Consider the following 14315-nt stretch of genomic DNA (forward strand, 5'->3'; position numbering starts at 1 on the left):
GCTCTCCGTGCTCGTACGAACCCTGCAGGAGCGTGTCTCTGGACATCTCCCAGTTGTTCCGCGCCGGCCGGGTGCGATGCAGTTCGAGCTTGATCCCCGTGATCGCCTCCTCGGCGCCAGCCTAACCAACTCCGGCGAGCCATCTAGTCGTGCACTCAGAGCCGACTGGCCGGTGGTCTGGTCGGTTTGGTGCGAGCCGATGAGGCCGCGAAGGGGTGTGGCCGCACTGCCCCAAGCTGTCTCCGGTTGCCGGGGGAGGGCGGCGCACAGCCGTGCGCGCCGGCCTCCGGCCTCCAGGCTCAGGCCTCCGGGCTCCGGCCTCAGGCCTCCGGGCTCCGGCCTCAGGCCTCCGGGGTCAGGCGGCGTCGGCCTCGGAGGCGAGCGGGACCTCTCCCGCGGTCTTGCTGAAGCCGAGGGCCTCGACGATGCGGCCGTCGATGATGCGCATGACGTTGACGCCGCGCACCCAGTGGTCGGGGCCGTCTCCGAAGCGGTAGGTCCACACGATCGTCGCGCGATCGCCCGCCACGATCACCTCCTGCGGCGTGAACTGCGTGCTGCGGTCTTCGGCGAGCGCCGTCCACCACTCCGTACACGCTTCGCGCCCGAGCACCCGCTCCCCGCCCGGCGCGGGCTGGACGCTCTCCATGACACAGTCCTCGGCGATCAAGTCGCCCAGGAGGCTGGCGTCGTGAGCGGTGAACGCGCGGTTGAAACGGTCCATCACTTCGGCGGTGCTGCGTACGGACATGAAGCCTCCTCAGGAGAGATAGACCATTCGGTCTACCCATATAGATAGACCGGTTGATCTACCGCGTCAAGTGCTGGCAGAATCGCGCCATGACCACCTCCGCCAAGCCAGGTCCCCGCGAACGGCTCCTGCTCGCCGCCCAGACGCTGACCTACGAGCAGGGCGTAGGCGTCGGCGTCGACGCCTTGCTCAAGGCGGCCGGCGTCGCCCGCCGTTCGCTGTACGAGCACTTCGGGGGCAAGGACGGGCTGATCGCCGAGGTGCTGCGCCGCAGCACCGCCGAGGACGAGACCCAGTACCGCGCGACGATGGCAGCCGCAGGCGACGACCCCCGCGCCCGGCTCCTCGCGGTCATCGACCGACTCGGCCGCATCGCGTCCGAGACCGACTTCCACGGCTGCCGGTACCTTGCCGCCGACCTCGCCCTCACGGACCCGACCCACCCCGGCCACGAGGTCACCCGGGCCTACCGGCGTACCGTCCACGGCCTGTTCGCCGACGAACTCCTCGCCCTCGGGCACACGCGACCCGGGTTCGCCGCCGACCAGTTGCTCATCCTCGTCGACGGTCTTCTCGCCGCCGGCGCAACGCGTCCCGCCAGCCGACCCGCCGTCGCGGCCCGAGCGCTCGCCGAGCACGTCATCGACTCCGGACTCCCTTCTGGCGGCGCGAAGGTCGACGCTGGTGCGCTGTGACGCCGCAGGCTGGGCGGTGCCGTTGAACAGGCTCAAGAGGTGCGGTGGCAGCCGGAATCTCATCCAGTCGCACGGGGCGGTGGGCGGTGGGCGGGTGGCGGTAGGGGTTCTCGCCGCTCTTGCCTGCGCGGTACGCAGTCGGCGAGAGGGACGCGCAGGTACGTGCCCGTGCGCCGCTCCTGCCTGCGCGGTACGCGGACTTGCTGATCCCGGCTACTCCGTTCCCCTGGAACGCTGATCGCTCGGACCACGCCTACGTGGCGTGGGCGCGCCCGGGTCGGCACTCGGTTCGCCAACCCGGGCAGTCACTCGCCGGTGACTGGCGCCTCACGGGCGCCAGTCAGCCTCCAGGTCATGGGAGTCGGTCTTGGTGAGTTGGGTCAGTGCGGTGCCGTCGGCCCGTACCAAGTAGAGGTGTTCGGGGTCCGCGTCGTCGGCGCCGCCCCTGGTGAAGACCAGGCGGCTGCCGTCCGGGGACCAGGAAGGGTTCTTGTCGTTGAAACGAGCCGCGGTGATGCGGTGGAGTCCGGTGCCGTCGGGGCGGACGAAGTAGAGGTGGGCGAACCCGGGGGAGTCCACGCGGCTGAAGGCGATCCGGTCGCCGTGCGACCAGTCGGGCGTCCAGTCGTGGGAGCCGGGCCCGGTGACCGCCGTCTGAGCCAGGGTCGACAGCCGGATCCGCATCACCCTGCTGTGTCCGGCCGCGTCCGCGCGGTTGAACGCCAGGGACTTGCCGTCGGGGGACCATGTCGGATGGAGGTCGTCCCCCGTGGTGTGGGTGAGCCGGGTCGCGGGAGTGCCGTCGATGCCGGCCACGTAGATCTCGCGCTGGGTGCCGACCGGCTTGGCGTAGGCGATCCGCTTGCCGTCCGGGGACCACGCCGGGTCGGAGGCGCCCTCGGTGCCGGGGACGGCCTTCAGGTCGCCGCCCGTGGTCTTCATCGTCCAGATTCCGTCGATGGCGCCACCGGAGCCATAGCGGACGAAAGCCACCCGCTTGCCGTCCGGCGACCAGCTGGGCATCACGTCGCTGACGGTGGGGGTGTGGGTGAGCTTGACGGGCTTGCCGCCGCTGGGGGAGACCGCGTAGAGGTCTTCCGTGGGCGCTGCCGCGGTGTAGCGGGCGAAGACGATCGGGTGGCCCCCCGCCGCCCCCGCGTCTGCCGCGGCGCCGAGGGTCAGTGGTGCGGCCATGGCGATGGCCGTGGCGGCCACCGCCGCGCGGCGCCGCGCAGTGCCGTTCGCGCCGGTCCTGCCGAGTCTTCGATCCTTTCCGGCGGATCTGTCGTTGCCGGTGCGGTGTTGTTGGTGTCTCAATGCGTCCACCCCGATCCCTCCCTGCGGCCTGCTGTCGGCCGCTGTGGCCCGTAAACATCCCACCGACGGGTCACTGGGGGAAGCGACGGCACCTGACAATCCGAGCGCTGTGACGTGTTCCGTACACCGCTGTCACAGGCGATGTACGCGCGCACGCGCGGCGGGCCGCGAGACCGGCCACGCGGCGGCTACCCCGCCCCGGCGAAAGCGTCATCACGGGGCGGGCGCGCTGACATATTGGCCCGTCATCTGGCCATTTTCGGTCGTGGAGCGGCGCGTTCTCGCTCTGTGACAACCGACTGTCACTCCGCGTCCTCTTCGGGTTGCAAGGAAGCCCGGAGGAGGCGCGATGGAGTTCAGGCTGTTGGGGACGGTGGGGATCGACACGGAGTCGGGCGGGCTGACGCTCGGCCCGCCCAAGCGGTGCAGTCTGCTGGCCGCCTTGCTGTTGCTGCCCAATCGGCCCGTCCCCGTTCCGGCCCTGGGCAAGGCGCTCTGGGAGGGGGAGCCGCCGGTACGGGCGCGCTCGGTCGTCCAGGGCCACGTCTCCCACCTGCGTACCCTCATCGAGCGTGCGGGCGGCGCCGCGCACGGCGTGGACCTGGTCACCCATACCGGTGCCTATGAACTGCGCACCCCGGCGGCCAGGGTGGACAGCGCGCGGTTCAAGGAACTGGTGCGGCGGGCCCGTACGCAGTCGGACGCCACCGAGGCGGTGCGGCTGCTGCACCAGGCACTGGCGCTGTGGCAGGGCCCCGCCCTCACCGGGACCACCGCCGGCCCTCTGCTGCTTGACGCGGCCCGCGCCCTGGAGGAGGAGCGGGTCGGCGCCGTGGAGCAACTGGCCGACGCGTACGGCACGTTGGGGCAGCACGAGCGGGCGGCCGCCGAGCTGGGCGCCGAGGCAGCCGCCTACCCGTTGCGGGAATCGCTCGCGGCGGCCCTGGTCCTGGCCCTGCACCGGTCGGGCCACCGGGCGCAGGCCGTGGAGCGCTACCACCACACGCGGCGGCTGCTCGCCGAGGAGCTGGGCGTGTGCCCCGGCCCGCGGCTCACCCAGGCGTTCGAAGAGGTGCTCCGCGACGGGCCGCCGTCCCCGCGCAGCGAGAAATCGTCCTCGACCCCGCCCTCGCCCGCGCCCCGCGAAACCCCGACCCCGTCCGCGCCCGGCGAGACCGCGACCCCGCCCTCGCCCCGCGAGACCCCGACCCCGGCCGACCCACCGTCGCCCGCGCCCGTGGCACCCCTCCCCGGCGGCAGCCGAGGCTCCCTGCCGCGCGCCCCGGGCGGCTTCACCGGCCGCCTCACCCAACTCGCCCGGCTGGACGCCCTGACCGCCGAGGACGCCCCGGTCTGCCTGGTCACCGGCCCGGCGGGCGTCGGTAAGACCGCGCTCGCCGTGCACTGGGCCCACCACAACGCCGACCGCTTCCCCGACGGCCTGCTCTTCGCCGACCTGGGCGGCTTCGGGGCCGGCGGCCCGGCGGACGGGGAACTCGTGCTCCAGAGATTCCTGCGGCGCCTGGGCGTGGCCCCCCAGCACATCCCGGACTCGGCCGAGGGCGCCGGTGCGCTCTACCGGGAGCTGACCGCGGACCGCCGCGTCCTGGTGGTGCTCGACGACGCGGGCTCCTCGGCACACGTACGCCCGCTGCTGCCCGCCGGAGCCCGCTGCGTCACCCTGGTCACCTCACGGGACCGGCTGGGGGGACTGGTCGTCTCCGAAGCGGCCCGGCCCGTACCGGTCGACGTCCTGGACGACGGCGACTCCACGGCCCTGCTGGTCTCCGTACTCGGAGCGCGGCGCGTCACCGCCGAGCCGTACGCCGCACGCCGCCTGGCCGGCCTGTGCGGCGGACTGCCGCTTGCCCTGCGCGTGGTGGCGGCCCGCCTGGCCTACCAGCCGGACGCCTCCCTTGAGCGGCTGGCCGCACAACTCCTGGACGGCAACCGGCGACTGGCCCTGCTGTCCGTCGACGACCGGGGACCGCGCTCAGCCCTCAGCGCCTCGCTGCGGCACATCGCGCCCCCGGACCGCCGGATGCTGTACGCGCTGGCGGCGCACCCGGGTGGACGGATCGACCTCCACGCGGCGGCGGCTCTGGCCGGAACCACCGAGGAAGCAGCCCTGCGCGCGCTCGACACCCTGGCCGGCGCCCACCTCGTGGTGGAGGAGCGCGACGGCGACTGGTCCCTGCACGACCTGATCCGCCTCTACGCCCGCACCGCCCGGCCGCGGTCGCAGGACGACCCGGCGGGGCCGGGCGCAAACGGCGCGCTGCGGCGGCTGGTGGACCTGCTGCTGCACACCTGCCTGGCCGCTGCCGAGGCAGCCGAAGCAACGTCCCAGGTGTGCTGCGCCCTGCCGCCGGGGACCTGGCTGCCGTACTCCCGCGCGGAGTTCACCTCCCGTCCCCAGGCCCTGGAGTGGTACGCCGAGCAACGCGAACTGCTCGCCCGGACGGTCACCGCAGCCCGTGCCGAGGGCCTGCACGCCCAGGCATGGCGGCTGGGCATCCTGCAGTGGCCGCTGATGGTCCTGCGCCCGCGCGATGAATGGTGCCCCTTGCTCACCGACGTACTCGACTCCGTACAGCGTGATCCACACGCGGCCGGGGGCGACGGCGAGTCGCGGGTCCGCGCGCTGCTCGGCTGGCTGCTGATCGAGCAGGACCGGCTGTCCGAGGCCCTGCGGCAGCTGGAGCCGGCTCCCGCGATGGCGGCCGACGCGGTCACCGAGGCCACGGCCCGGATCAACCTCGGCATGGCGTACGCCCGGGCCGGTGCGGTCCGGCCGGCCCGCACCGAGTGTCTGCGCGGGCTGGCGCTGGCGGTCCGCTGCGGCCATCTGCCCACCCAGCGCCTGGCCTTGCAGCACCTCGCCCGGATCGCCCTCGACGGCGGTCGCCCCGAACAGGCGCTGGCCCACGTCCGGCACGCGCTCACCCTGACCTGTGAGGAGGAGGTCGCCGGACGGGTGTGGCTGCGCCTCCAGAGCGGGCAGGCCCTGTGGGAGCTCGGCCGTACCGCCGAGGCGCTGGTGGAGCTGGAGGAGTCGGCCGGGCAGGCGGAGGCGCACGGCCTCGACGAGACGGCCGGGCACGCGCTGGAACTGCTCTCGCAGATCACCGGCGCCCGGGAGTACGCCGAGCGCCGCGCCGCGGTGGCCGCGCGGGCCGGGGAGGGGACGCGGCGCCCGTAAGCGGGGCGTCAGCGGTACGTCGGTGAAACGTCGGCGGGTGCCGGAAGGCTCGTCACGTCCCTGACAGACACAGCCGCACGCGGCACACACCGAACGGTGGGCTTGGCTCATGCGCATGCGAAAGACCGCGACCGGATCCCTCCTCCTGGCAGCACTCCTGCTCGGCGGCGCCACCGCCCAGTCGGCGCAGGCGGCCGGCTACCGCATTTTCGGCGGCCACTACAGCACGTACACCTCGTGCAACACGGCCGGTTCGCTCAGCGTCGGCATGGGGCTGTTCAGCCGCTACGAGTGTGTGGACGACGGGCGCGACCAGTTCGACCTGTACTACGTGGGCTGATCGGCAGGCTCGGTCACACACCCCGTTCCCCTCCTTCCCGGAAGGCACTTCCACCATGTCCGCACGTCCCGCACGTCCCGCACGTCCCGCACGCCGTCCCGCCCGCTGGCGAGCCGTGGCCCTGGCCGTGGCCGCCCTCGCCGGTGCCGGCGCGAGCCTCGCCCCGGCCGCGCAGGCCGCGACCGCCGCCACCTCCAGCACCTCCGCCGCGTCCTCCGCCGTCACCGCGTCCTCCGCCCGCAGCGTGGGCGTGACCTTCAGCAACAGCACCGACCAGCAGCTGATCCGCACCTACTCCAGCCTCTCGCACGGCTGTTGGGACAACGACAGCCTCCCGCCCGACTTCGTGGCCAAGCACACCAGCCCCTCCTGGGGCAGCCACTCCTGCGGGATGCTCACGGGCACCGAGGGATACACCAACTACCGGATCGCGGGCACCGAGCAAGAGGTGCGGACCCACTGGAACAACCCGTACTCGGGTCGCAACGGTTACTGGTGCGAGGCGCCGGCCGGCTACAACTGCACGATCAACGGCGGCGGCGGCAACAACGCCAGCGTCTCCATGACGCTCACCGGCGGTCCCGCGGCGCTGAAGGCGCGCGTCTCCGCCGTCGCCGCGGTGCGCAGCACCAAGGTCATCCTCACGAACGACTCGGGCCGTTCGCTCGCGCGGACCGGCGCGAGCCTGTCGCACGGCGTCTGGAGCGACAACTCGCTGCCGCCCTCGCTCATCATCCCCAGCGCCACCGGCATCTGGGCCAGCGAGTCCGACGGCTTCATGACCGGTACCGAAGGTCGGGCCACGTACACGATGTCGGAAGGCGGCACCGTCTCGATCAGCTGGAACAACCCGTTCGCCGGCAGCAACAGCTACAACTGCACCGTCCCCGCCGGGTTCGTGTGCGACCGCTGGGGCGGCAGCGGCAACAACGCGCGCGTCGACTTCCGGGTCCGCAAGGCCTGACCGGCCCTCACACCGCGTAGGTCCGGCCCAGCACGCACACCATCTTCGTAAGGAACACCCATGCGCAAGGAAATACCTGCCCTCCTGCTCACCGCCGCCCTGCTCACGGGGGTGGCACCCGCCGCCCAGGCCGCGGACGGGCACGCACCCGCGGCGGCGGCCGCGACGGTACGGCCGCAGGCAGTCCTGACCCCGTACTACTGGGACTTCTCCCAGACCGACGACGGCACGGTCCGGAGCAACTACGGCCAGGCCGTCGCCCGGCTGCGCACGGCGGTCGGCCACCACCTCCCGGAGGAGCCGAGGCTGCTGGAGACCAGCGACCGCGCCGACATCGCGACGTTGGTCGTGATCCTCCCCGGCGGCCGTCAGATCAACCTCCACTACACGGCCGACAACATCTACCTGCGCGGCTTCTCGGTCGGCCAGGGGACGGTGGTGCAGTTCAACGACTTCGACCTGGGCCACGAGATGGACCGCTCCTCACGCGTCCTGCCGTTCAACGGCCGGTACGGGATGGAGCGGGGGCACCTGGAATACAACTCGTCCCGTACGCGTTCCCAGCTCACCTTCGAACGTTCCACGCTCGTCAACCAGTTGACAGACCTGTACAACTTCGCGAACGACTCGGGGGGTGTCAGCAACCAGAGAGTGGCCACGGCCGCACTCACCCTCGCGGCCGCGACGTCCGAGGCGGCCCGCCTCCAGCCGGTGTACCAGAGCATTCTCAACGCGATCCCGGACGGCGGCGACCAGGGCAGCCAGTCCACTGACAACATCGTGCTGGAGAACAACTGGAGCACGCTGACGGGCTTCACCCGCCAGCTCCTCAGAGGCGAGCACCCCAACACGCTGACCCTGGGCAGCCGCCGGTTCCGCAACCTCCAGGACGCCCGCAACGTCCTGGTCATGCTCCTGTCCACCAAGCACTGAGCCGATCCGGCTCGGCGAGGCCGCTCCGGGTCCACCCGCGCGGTGGGTGGACCCGGGGCGAACGTCTGCCGGGTGCGAGCAGCGCGGGTCCTGAGGTGTTTCGCGCGTAGGACTGATCCCGGCGACAAGGCGTAGGTTGTTGTCGCTCTCCACCCACCTGTCATCCAGGGCCGGGCCGTCACCGGATAGGTCCACGTCCGAATTATGGATCACCAACCGGCCGCGGATCCATCAGGTTCCGCGGATTGGCGGGCCAACTCAAGCCGCTTGCGGAGCCGCGGCGCGTGCGCGGCGGCGTCCCGCGCAATCGGGTTCATGTGTGGGGGTCCGGGCGCTCATCTCCATCGTAGTGCGCATACCGGCCGGATGCCTTCGCGTGCATGGCCACCCACCTGCGGGAGTAACCGCTCGGGTCGTCCTGGTCGGGTAACCTGCGCCAGTGGGGGCGTACGAACGACTGGTGGCGGCGCGCCGCGTACTGGCGTCTGCACCCGTCGACTCGCGAAGGTGCCACGTGCGCGGCCAATCAGTCGAGACAGAACTCGTTGCCCTCGATGTCCTGCATCACGAGGCACGATTCATTGAACTCATCGGCGCGCAGTAGCCGCACGCGTACCGCGCCGAGCGCGATGAGTCGTGCGCACTCGGCCTCAAGTGCCGCCAGGCGCTCTTCACCTACCAGCCCGGTGCCGACCCGCACGTCAAGATGCAGCCGGTTCTTGACGACCTTGCCTTCGGGGACGCGCTGGAAGAACAGTCGCGGCCCCACACCTGAGGGATCAGTGCAGGCGAACGCCGAACCCTGATGCTCAGGTGGCAGAGAGCGATCGAAATCATCCCAAGTGGCAAACCCCTCCGGTGGCGGCGGTACGACGTACCCCAACACCTCGCACCAGAAACGAGCGACGCGCTCAGGTTCTGCGCAGTCGAAGGTGACTTGGAACTGCTTGATCGATGCCATCGGGCCATCCTAGAGGCGGTGGTGTTTTTCGTCGTCTCCATGCGGCGCCCCTTGGGGATGACGCTGTTGGGCAGCGGCACGGGCGTACCGGCGTTCCGGTGTGCAGCACGAGCAGGATGTCTTCTTGGTGGGTGGGGTGCGTGGATGGACTCAGAGGTGCAGGGTGGGCCGGTAGATGAGTTCTTGGATGTGGCCGTCGAGCGTCCGACACTCGATCAGCTCGAGGTCGAAGTCGGCCGCACCCTGGAAGACCGGTTCCAGCCCGGTCTGACCGGTGATCACCGGAAAGAGCGTCACCTGGACGCGGTCGACCAGACCGGCGGCCATGAGCGCCCTGTTCATCGACAGGCTGCCGTGCGAGCGCAACGGTACGTCGGACTCCTCCTTGAGCCGGGCGACAACGTCGACGGCGTCGCCGCTCACGACGTTCGCGTCCGGCCAGTCGAGGGGCCCTTCCAGGGTGGTCGACACCACCGTTGCCGGCAGGTTCCTCATCCGCGTGACCCATGGGTCACGTACGTCGGACTCCTCGGTGCTCGAAGCCAGCATCCGCGCGAACGCGCGATACGTATGGGCCCCGAAGACCATCCGCTGCTCCTCGCTGTACAGGGCGAGGCGGTGGTCGAGGAGTTCGGGGCCTTGCCTGCCCCAGTAGCCGGTCCAGTTGCCGCCGGCGGCGCCGAAGCCGTCGAGGCTGGAAAAGACGTCGAATGTGTAGGTAGCCGTCATGGCGCTCTCCATCGGGTGCGGTTGGTGCGGTTGATCGCGTCCGTGGATACAGACTGGAAGCCGCGGCGAAACTCATCGCCCCTGAACTCCTGCAGTCCGGCCACCCTGGATGCGGCACCGGGGGCTGAACCTCACCAGCTGATTCCGGCAGCAACCGGCCGGTGGTCGCTGCCAGTGGCCGGCAGTACCCACGACTTCTCCGGCTCCACTCCGCGGACCAGGATCTGGTCGATCCGCGCCACCGGGAAATTCGCCGGCCAGCTGAAGCCGAAGCCGTCCCCGGCCGCCTCCTGGGCCGAGTGCAGCTGCGAGGTGATGTCGTCGAAGGCGCGGTCGCCGATGGTGCCGTTCAGGTCGCCGAGCAGCACCATTCGCTCGTTCCGCTCGGCGGCGACGGCCTCGGCGAGCGCCTTCGCGCCGCGGTTGCGGCTTTCCGTCCAGAAGCCCTTCCCGGGAAGCACGCGTACGGACCCCAGGTGGGCCACGTACACCGCCAGCGGACCGCGGTCCGTGGCCACCGTGGCGCGCAGCGCGCGGTTGTAGGCCAGTTTGACGTCGGCCGGCTTGCTGTCCCCCAGCGGTCCGACGTCCTGCTTGATGTCGACCGGCCGGGTGTCGGACAGCGGCAGCTTGCTCCACAGCCCGACCGTGCCCTGCACCGTGTGGTACGGGTACGCCTTCGCCAGGCCCTTCTCGTACAGCGGCTTCGCCTGTGGGGTGACCTCCTCCAGTGCCAGTACGTCCGCCCCGGAGGCGGCCAGGTCCCGGGCGGTGCCGGCCGGGTCGGGGTTGTCGGCGTCGACGTTGTGGCTGACCAGGGTGAGGTCGCTGTTCGGGTGGGACTTGTCGCTGAGCAGCCCGCCGAAGAGGTTCAGCCACACCACGGCCGGAAGCAGCAGGGTGACCACCGCGGTGGCGGAGCGGCGCCAGAGCGCCGCGACCAGGAGCACGGGGATGAACAGGCCGAACCAGGGCAGGAAGGTCTCCACCAGGCTGCCGAGGCCCGCGCGGTCCGTGACCTTCGCGTGCAGCAGTATGAGCAGGCCGAGCAGCAGCGCCAGCGCCGCGAGCACCGGGCCGCGCTTCCAGGGCCCCGGCCGGGAGCTGATGCGGATCGCCCGGCGGATGCCCGTGCGCCAAGTACCGGCACGGGTATCCGGGCGGTCGGCGCCGCCCTGTCCGGTCTCCGCCGTATCCACCTGCGTCATCGTCTGTCCTCGCTCACTGCCGGTCACTGGTGCGTCCTCAGGTCTTGGGTGGGCTCGCCGTACATGCGCGGGCAGCGGCGATCTGTCGCTTCGGGGCGCGGTTCGTTTCGTTCGTGTGGATCTGGCACAGCCCGTACCGAACCTCGTCGTCGGAGACCGTCACGGCGCGGGGGACGACGGCACCACGAGCCGGCGAATCCGGCGGTTCCTTGCTCGCTCTGAGGGAGGCTTTCGCTTCATGCCGCCAGTCAAGGCGGCACCGTGTTGCCGGGGCGTATGCGATTTTGGATACGCCGACGATACGTGCCGACTCGTAGCATCAATCCATGCGCGTGTTGATCGTCGAGGACGAACTCTTTCTGGCTGAAGCGATCCGCGACGGCCTACGCCTGGAAGCGATCGCGGCCGACATCGCAGGTGACGGCGGCACCGCTCTGGAACTGCTGGGCGTCAACGCCTACGACATCGTCGTCCTCGACCGCGACATCCCCGGGCCGTCCGGTGACGAGATCGCCAAGCGCGTCGTCGCTTCCGGCAGCGGTATGCCGATCCTCATGCTCACCGCGGCCGACCGCCTCGACGACAAGGCATCCGGGTTCGAACTCGGCGCCGACGACTACCTCACGAAGCCTTTCGAACTCCGGGAACTCGTGCTCAGGCTCAGAGCACTCGACCGCAGGCGTGCGCACAACAGGCCCCCTGTTCGAGAGATCGCGGGGCTGCGGGTGGATCCGTTCCGCCGAGAGGTGTACAGGGACGGCTGCTTTGTCGCACTGACCAGGAAACAGTTCGCCGTGCTCGAAGTCCTCGTCGCTGCCGAAGGCGGTGTCGTCAGCGCCGAAGAACTCCTGGAGCGCGCCTGGGACGAGAACGCCGACCCGTTAACCAACGCCGTGCGCATCACCGTATCGGTCTTGCGCAAGCGGCTGGGCGAACCCTGGATCATCGCCACCGTGCCGGGCGTCGGCTACCGCATCGACACCCAGCCGGAGGCCGGACACGAGGGAGGCGAGCGTGGATAGGGCAGCTGGGTTGAGCGTTCGCCTCAAACTCACCCTCAGCTACGCCGGATTCCTCATGCTGGCCGGCGTCCTGCTGCTCGCGGCGGTGTGGGTGTTCCTCCTGCGTTACGTCCCCAACCGCGCGATGCTCATCAATCCGGACGACAAACCCACGAGCGGTGTCTTTCCTGTCCGGTCCGCCCTCCTGGAGGTCTTCGCTCCGAGGGCAGCCGCGGTACTGGTGTTCCTGCTGGTTTTCGGTCTCCTGGGAGGGTGGCTCCTCGCCGGCCGCATGCTCGCCCCGCTGACCCGCATCACGGAGGCCACCCGCATGGCCACGCACGGATCGCTCTCCCACCGAATCCGGCTACCCGGCCGCAAGGACGAGTTCCGCGAACTGGCCGACGCCTTCGACGCCATGCTCGTACGGCTCGAAGCGCACGTCGCCGAACAGCAGAGATTCGCAGCCAACGCCTCTCACGAATTGCGCACCCCGCTGGCGATCTCGAAGGCACTGCTCGACGTGGCCCGCACCGATCCGAAGAGCGACACCGGTGAACTCATCGAACGCCTCCACGCGGTCAACACCCGAGCGATCGACCTCACCGAGGCACTGCTCCTGCTCAGCCGCGCCGACCAGCGGACCTTCACCCGGGAACCCATCGACTTGTCCCTCCTGGCGGAAGAAGCCACCGAAACGCTCCTGCCCCTCGCGGACAGGCGGGGTGTCACCATCGAGACCAGCGGCGACATCACCCCGACGATCGGATCGCCGGCGCTCCTGCTGCAGCTGACCACGAACCTCGTCCACAACGCGATCGTCCACAACGTGCCTGAACAGGGCACCGTATGGGTCAAGACCGCCGTCCGCCCCAAGACGGTGGTGCTCACCGTCGAGAACACCGGCGAGCAGGTCACCGCGGAGCTGGCCGCGACACTCACCGAACCGTTCCAGCGCGGCACCGAACGCGTTCACACCGATCACGCGGGTGTCGGTCTCGGCCTGGCGATCGTCAAGACCATCACCCGCGCACACGACGGAACACTCACCCTCACCCCGCGCTCGGCCGGAGGGATCCTCATCACTGTGGAACTACCTGCGGTAGCGCCTGACGCCGACAGGTAAGCCGACAGGTAATGAGGCGGCGGACGCGACCGGTCCACCGACGGGAGCTACACTCACCCCCCTTCCGTCGCACTTGCCGCGCCAGGTATCTTGCATCGCATGGAACCAGGTGATTCGACCAAGCAGGCCCGGGCCGCTGCCCAGCTGCGCAAGGGTGTCCTGGAGTACTGCGTACTCGCCCTGATGCGCGACCGCCCCCGCTACGGCGTGGAACTCCTCCAGGCCCTGGAGGCCTCCGGAGCCCTGGCCACCAGCCAGGGCACGGTCTATCCGCTGCTCTCCCGGCTCCGCCGCGACGACCTGGTCACCACCACCTGGCAGGAGTCCGCCTCCGGTCCACCCCGTCGCTACTACGCGCTCACCGACAGCGGCCGGGCCGCACTCGACGAGTTCACCCGTGTCTGGCCCGGCTTCCGCAACGCCGTCGACGCCTTCCTGACCACCCCACACCCCCCCACCGGAGACCTCGCATGAAGACCTCAGCCGACCCCGTACGCGACTACCTCTCCGCCGTCGAGCGCGAGGCCTCCACACTCCCGGTCGACCGTCGCCAGGAACTCCTCGCCGACCTCGCCGAACACATCGAGGTGACGCGCGCCGAACGCCCCGATGCCGCGATCGGCGGAATACTGGCGGAGCTGGGGGACCCCCGCACCATCGCGGCGACGGCACTGGCCGAGGCGGGCAACGGGGTTGCCGGGGCCTCGGCCCGCAGCCCTCTCGGCGCACCCGCCCGGCGCGGCAAGGTGCACGCCCTGGTCCCGCTCCTGATGCTGACCGTCCCCTTCCTCTTCGCGGCGGTCTTCCCGGACGTCCCCGGCGTGCAGTTCTGCAGCACCATGTTCCGCGTCATCGGCGCGGTGCTTCTCTTCACCTCGGTGCACTGGACCTCTGTTCAGAAGAACATCGGCGTTCTGGTCACCGCCGTCCTGCCGACCGTGGCCATCAGCATCTGGGTGTGGTCCAGCGCAGCCCCGGCGGGCGACACTCCGGCTCTCCTGGCCAACCTGGCGACGCTCGCCCTGCTGGCCGGTACGACAGCATGGCTCTGGCGGGTCCGCCGCGCCTGAGCGCGGCCGCCGACGTCG

At 70.6% G+C, this 14315-nt stretch carries 14 protein-coding genes; 9 read left to right on the forward strand and 5 right to left on the reverse strand.

Annotation, left to right across the window (positions count from 1 at the left end; all coding sequences use genetic code 11):
* Positions 1–355 precede the first annotated feature (355 nt).
* A complete protein-coding gene (locus AB0G17_RS00955; protein WP_361374100.1) occupies positions 356–751 on the reverse strand; it encodes a nuclear transport factor 2 family protein in 396 nt (131 codons plus the stop codon).
* Between the two features lie 89 nt (positions 752–840).
* Between AB0G17_RS00955 and AB0G17_RS00960 the strand changes: the two genes are divergently transcribed.
* A complete protein-coding gene (locus AB0G17_RS00960) occupies positions 841–1446 on the forward strand; it encodes a TetR/AcrR family transcriptional regulator (RefSeq protein WP_361374102.1) in 606 nt (201 codons plus the stop codon).
* Between the two features lie 327 nt (positions 1447–1773).
* Here AB0G17_RS00960 and AB0G17_RS00965 read toward each other — a convergent pair whose 3' ends face one another.
* Positions 1774–2772: a hypothetical protein gene (locus AB0G17_RS00965; RefSeq protein ID WP_361374104.1), complete on the reverse strand. Its 999-nt coding sequence runs from the start codon at positions 2770–2772 to the stop codon at positions 1774–1776.
* 340 nt (positions 2773–3112) lie between these two features.
* On the opposite strand from AB0G17_RS00965, the gene AB0G17_RS00970 reads away from it, so the two are divergent.
* The 4 genes from AB0G17_RS00970 (at position 3113) to AB0G17_RS00985 (ending at position 8202) form a co-directional block, all read left to right on the forward strand.
* Entirely contained in the window at positions 3113–5965 is a 2853-nt protein-coding gene (locus AB0G17_RS00970) for a BTAD domain-containing putative transcriptional regulator (protein WP_361374106.1), read from the forward strand.
* A 115-nt stretch (positions 5966–6080) separates the two neighbouring features.
* On the forward strand, positions 6081–6305 hold the full coding sequence (locus tag AB0G17_RS00975; protein ID WP_361374108.1) for a hypothetical protein: 225 nt from the start codon (positions 6081–6083) through the stop codon (positions 6303–6305).
* A gap of 55 nt (positions 6306–6360) precedes the next feature.
* The gene (locus AB0G17_RS00980; protein ID WP_361374110.1) at positions 6361–7269 is read left to right on the forward strand and encodes a Crystal protein ET79; all 909 of its coding nucleotides are present in this window, start codon (positions 6361–6363) and stop codon (positions 7267–7269) included.
* A 60-nt stretch (positions 7270–7329) separates the two neighbouring features.
* Entirely contained in the window at positions 7330–8202 is an 873-nt protein-coding gene (locus AB0G17_RS00985; RefSeq protein WP_361374112.1) for a ribosome-inactivating family protein, read from the forward strand.
* 526 nt (positions 8203–8728) lie between these two features.
* Here AB0G17_RS00985 and AB0G17_RS00990 read toward each other — a convergent pair.
* From AB0G17_RS00990 to AB0G17_RS01000, 3 genes are all read right to left on the reverse strand, one after another.
* The gene (locus tag AB0G17_RS00990; protein ID WP_361374114.1) at positions 8729–9163 is read right to left on the reverse strand and encodes a VOC family protein; all 435 of its coding nucleotides are present in this window, start codon (positions 9161–9163) and stop codon (positions 8729–8731) included.
* 150 nt (positions 9164–9313) lie between these two features.
* Positions 9314–9892, reverse strand: coding sequence for a dihydrofolate reductase family protein (locus AB0G17_RS00995; RefSeq protein ID WP_361374116.1), 579 nt, complete (start codon positions 9890–9892; stop codon positions 9314–9316).
* 131 nt (positions 9893–10023) lie between these two features.
* A complete protein-coding gene (locus AB0G17_RS01000) occupies positions 10024–11100 on the reverse strand; it encodes an endonuclease/exonuclease/phosphatase family protein (RefSeq protein WP_361374118.1) in 1077 nt (358 codons plus the stop codon).
* A 326-nt stretch (positions 11101–11426) separates the two neighbouring features.
* Here AB0G17_RS01000 and AB0G17_RS01005 point away from each other — a divergent pair, with 326 nt between their 5' ends.
* The 4 genes from AB0G17_RS01005 (at position 11427) to AB0G17_RS01020 (ending at position 14297) form a co-directional block, all read left to right on the forward strand.
* Positions 11427–12122 carry a response regulator transcription factor gene (locus tag AB0G17_RS01005; RefSeq protein WP_361374120.1) on the forward strand — a complete coding sequence of 232 codons (696 nt, stop codon included), beginning with the start codon at positions 11427–11429 and terminating at the stop codon, positions 12120–12122.
* Positions 12123–12132: 10 nt separating this feature from the next.
* Positions 12133–13227, forward strand: coding sequence for a HAMP domain-containing sensor histidine kinase (locus AB0G17_RS01010; RefSeq protein ID WP_361374122.1), 1095 nt, complete (start codon positions 12133–12135; stop codon positions 13225–13227).
* Between the two features lie 99 nt (positions 13228–13326).
* Entirely contained in the window at positions 13327–13701 is a 375-nt protein-coding gene (locus tag AB0G17_RS01015; protein WP_361374124.1) for a PadR family transcriptional regulator, read from the forward strand.
* On the forward strand, positions 13698–14297 hold the full coding sequence (locus AB0G17_RS01020; protein WP_361374126.1) for a hypothetical protein: 600 nt from the start codon (positions 13698–13700) through the stop codon (positions 14295–14297). The genes AB0G17_RS01015 and AB0G17_RS01020 overlap by 4 nt, the downstream gene beginning before the upstream one ends.
* Positions 14298–14315: the final 18 nt, after the last annotated feature.

This window comes from Streptomyces sp. NPDC023838 (assembly GCF_040639555.1).
GTDB lineage: Bacteria > Actinomycetota > Actinomycetes > Streptomycetales > Streptomycetaceae > Streptomyces.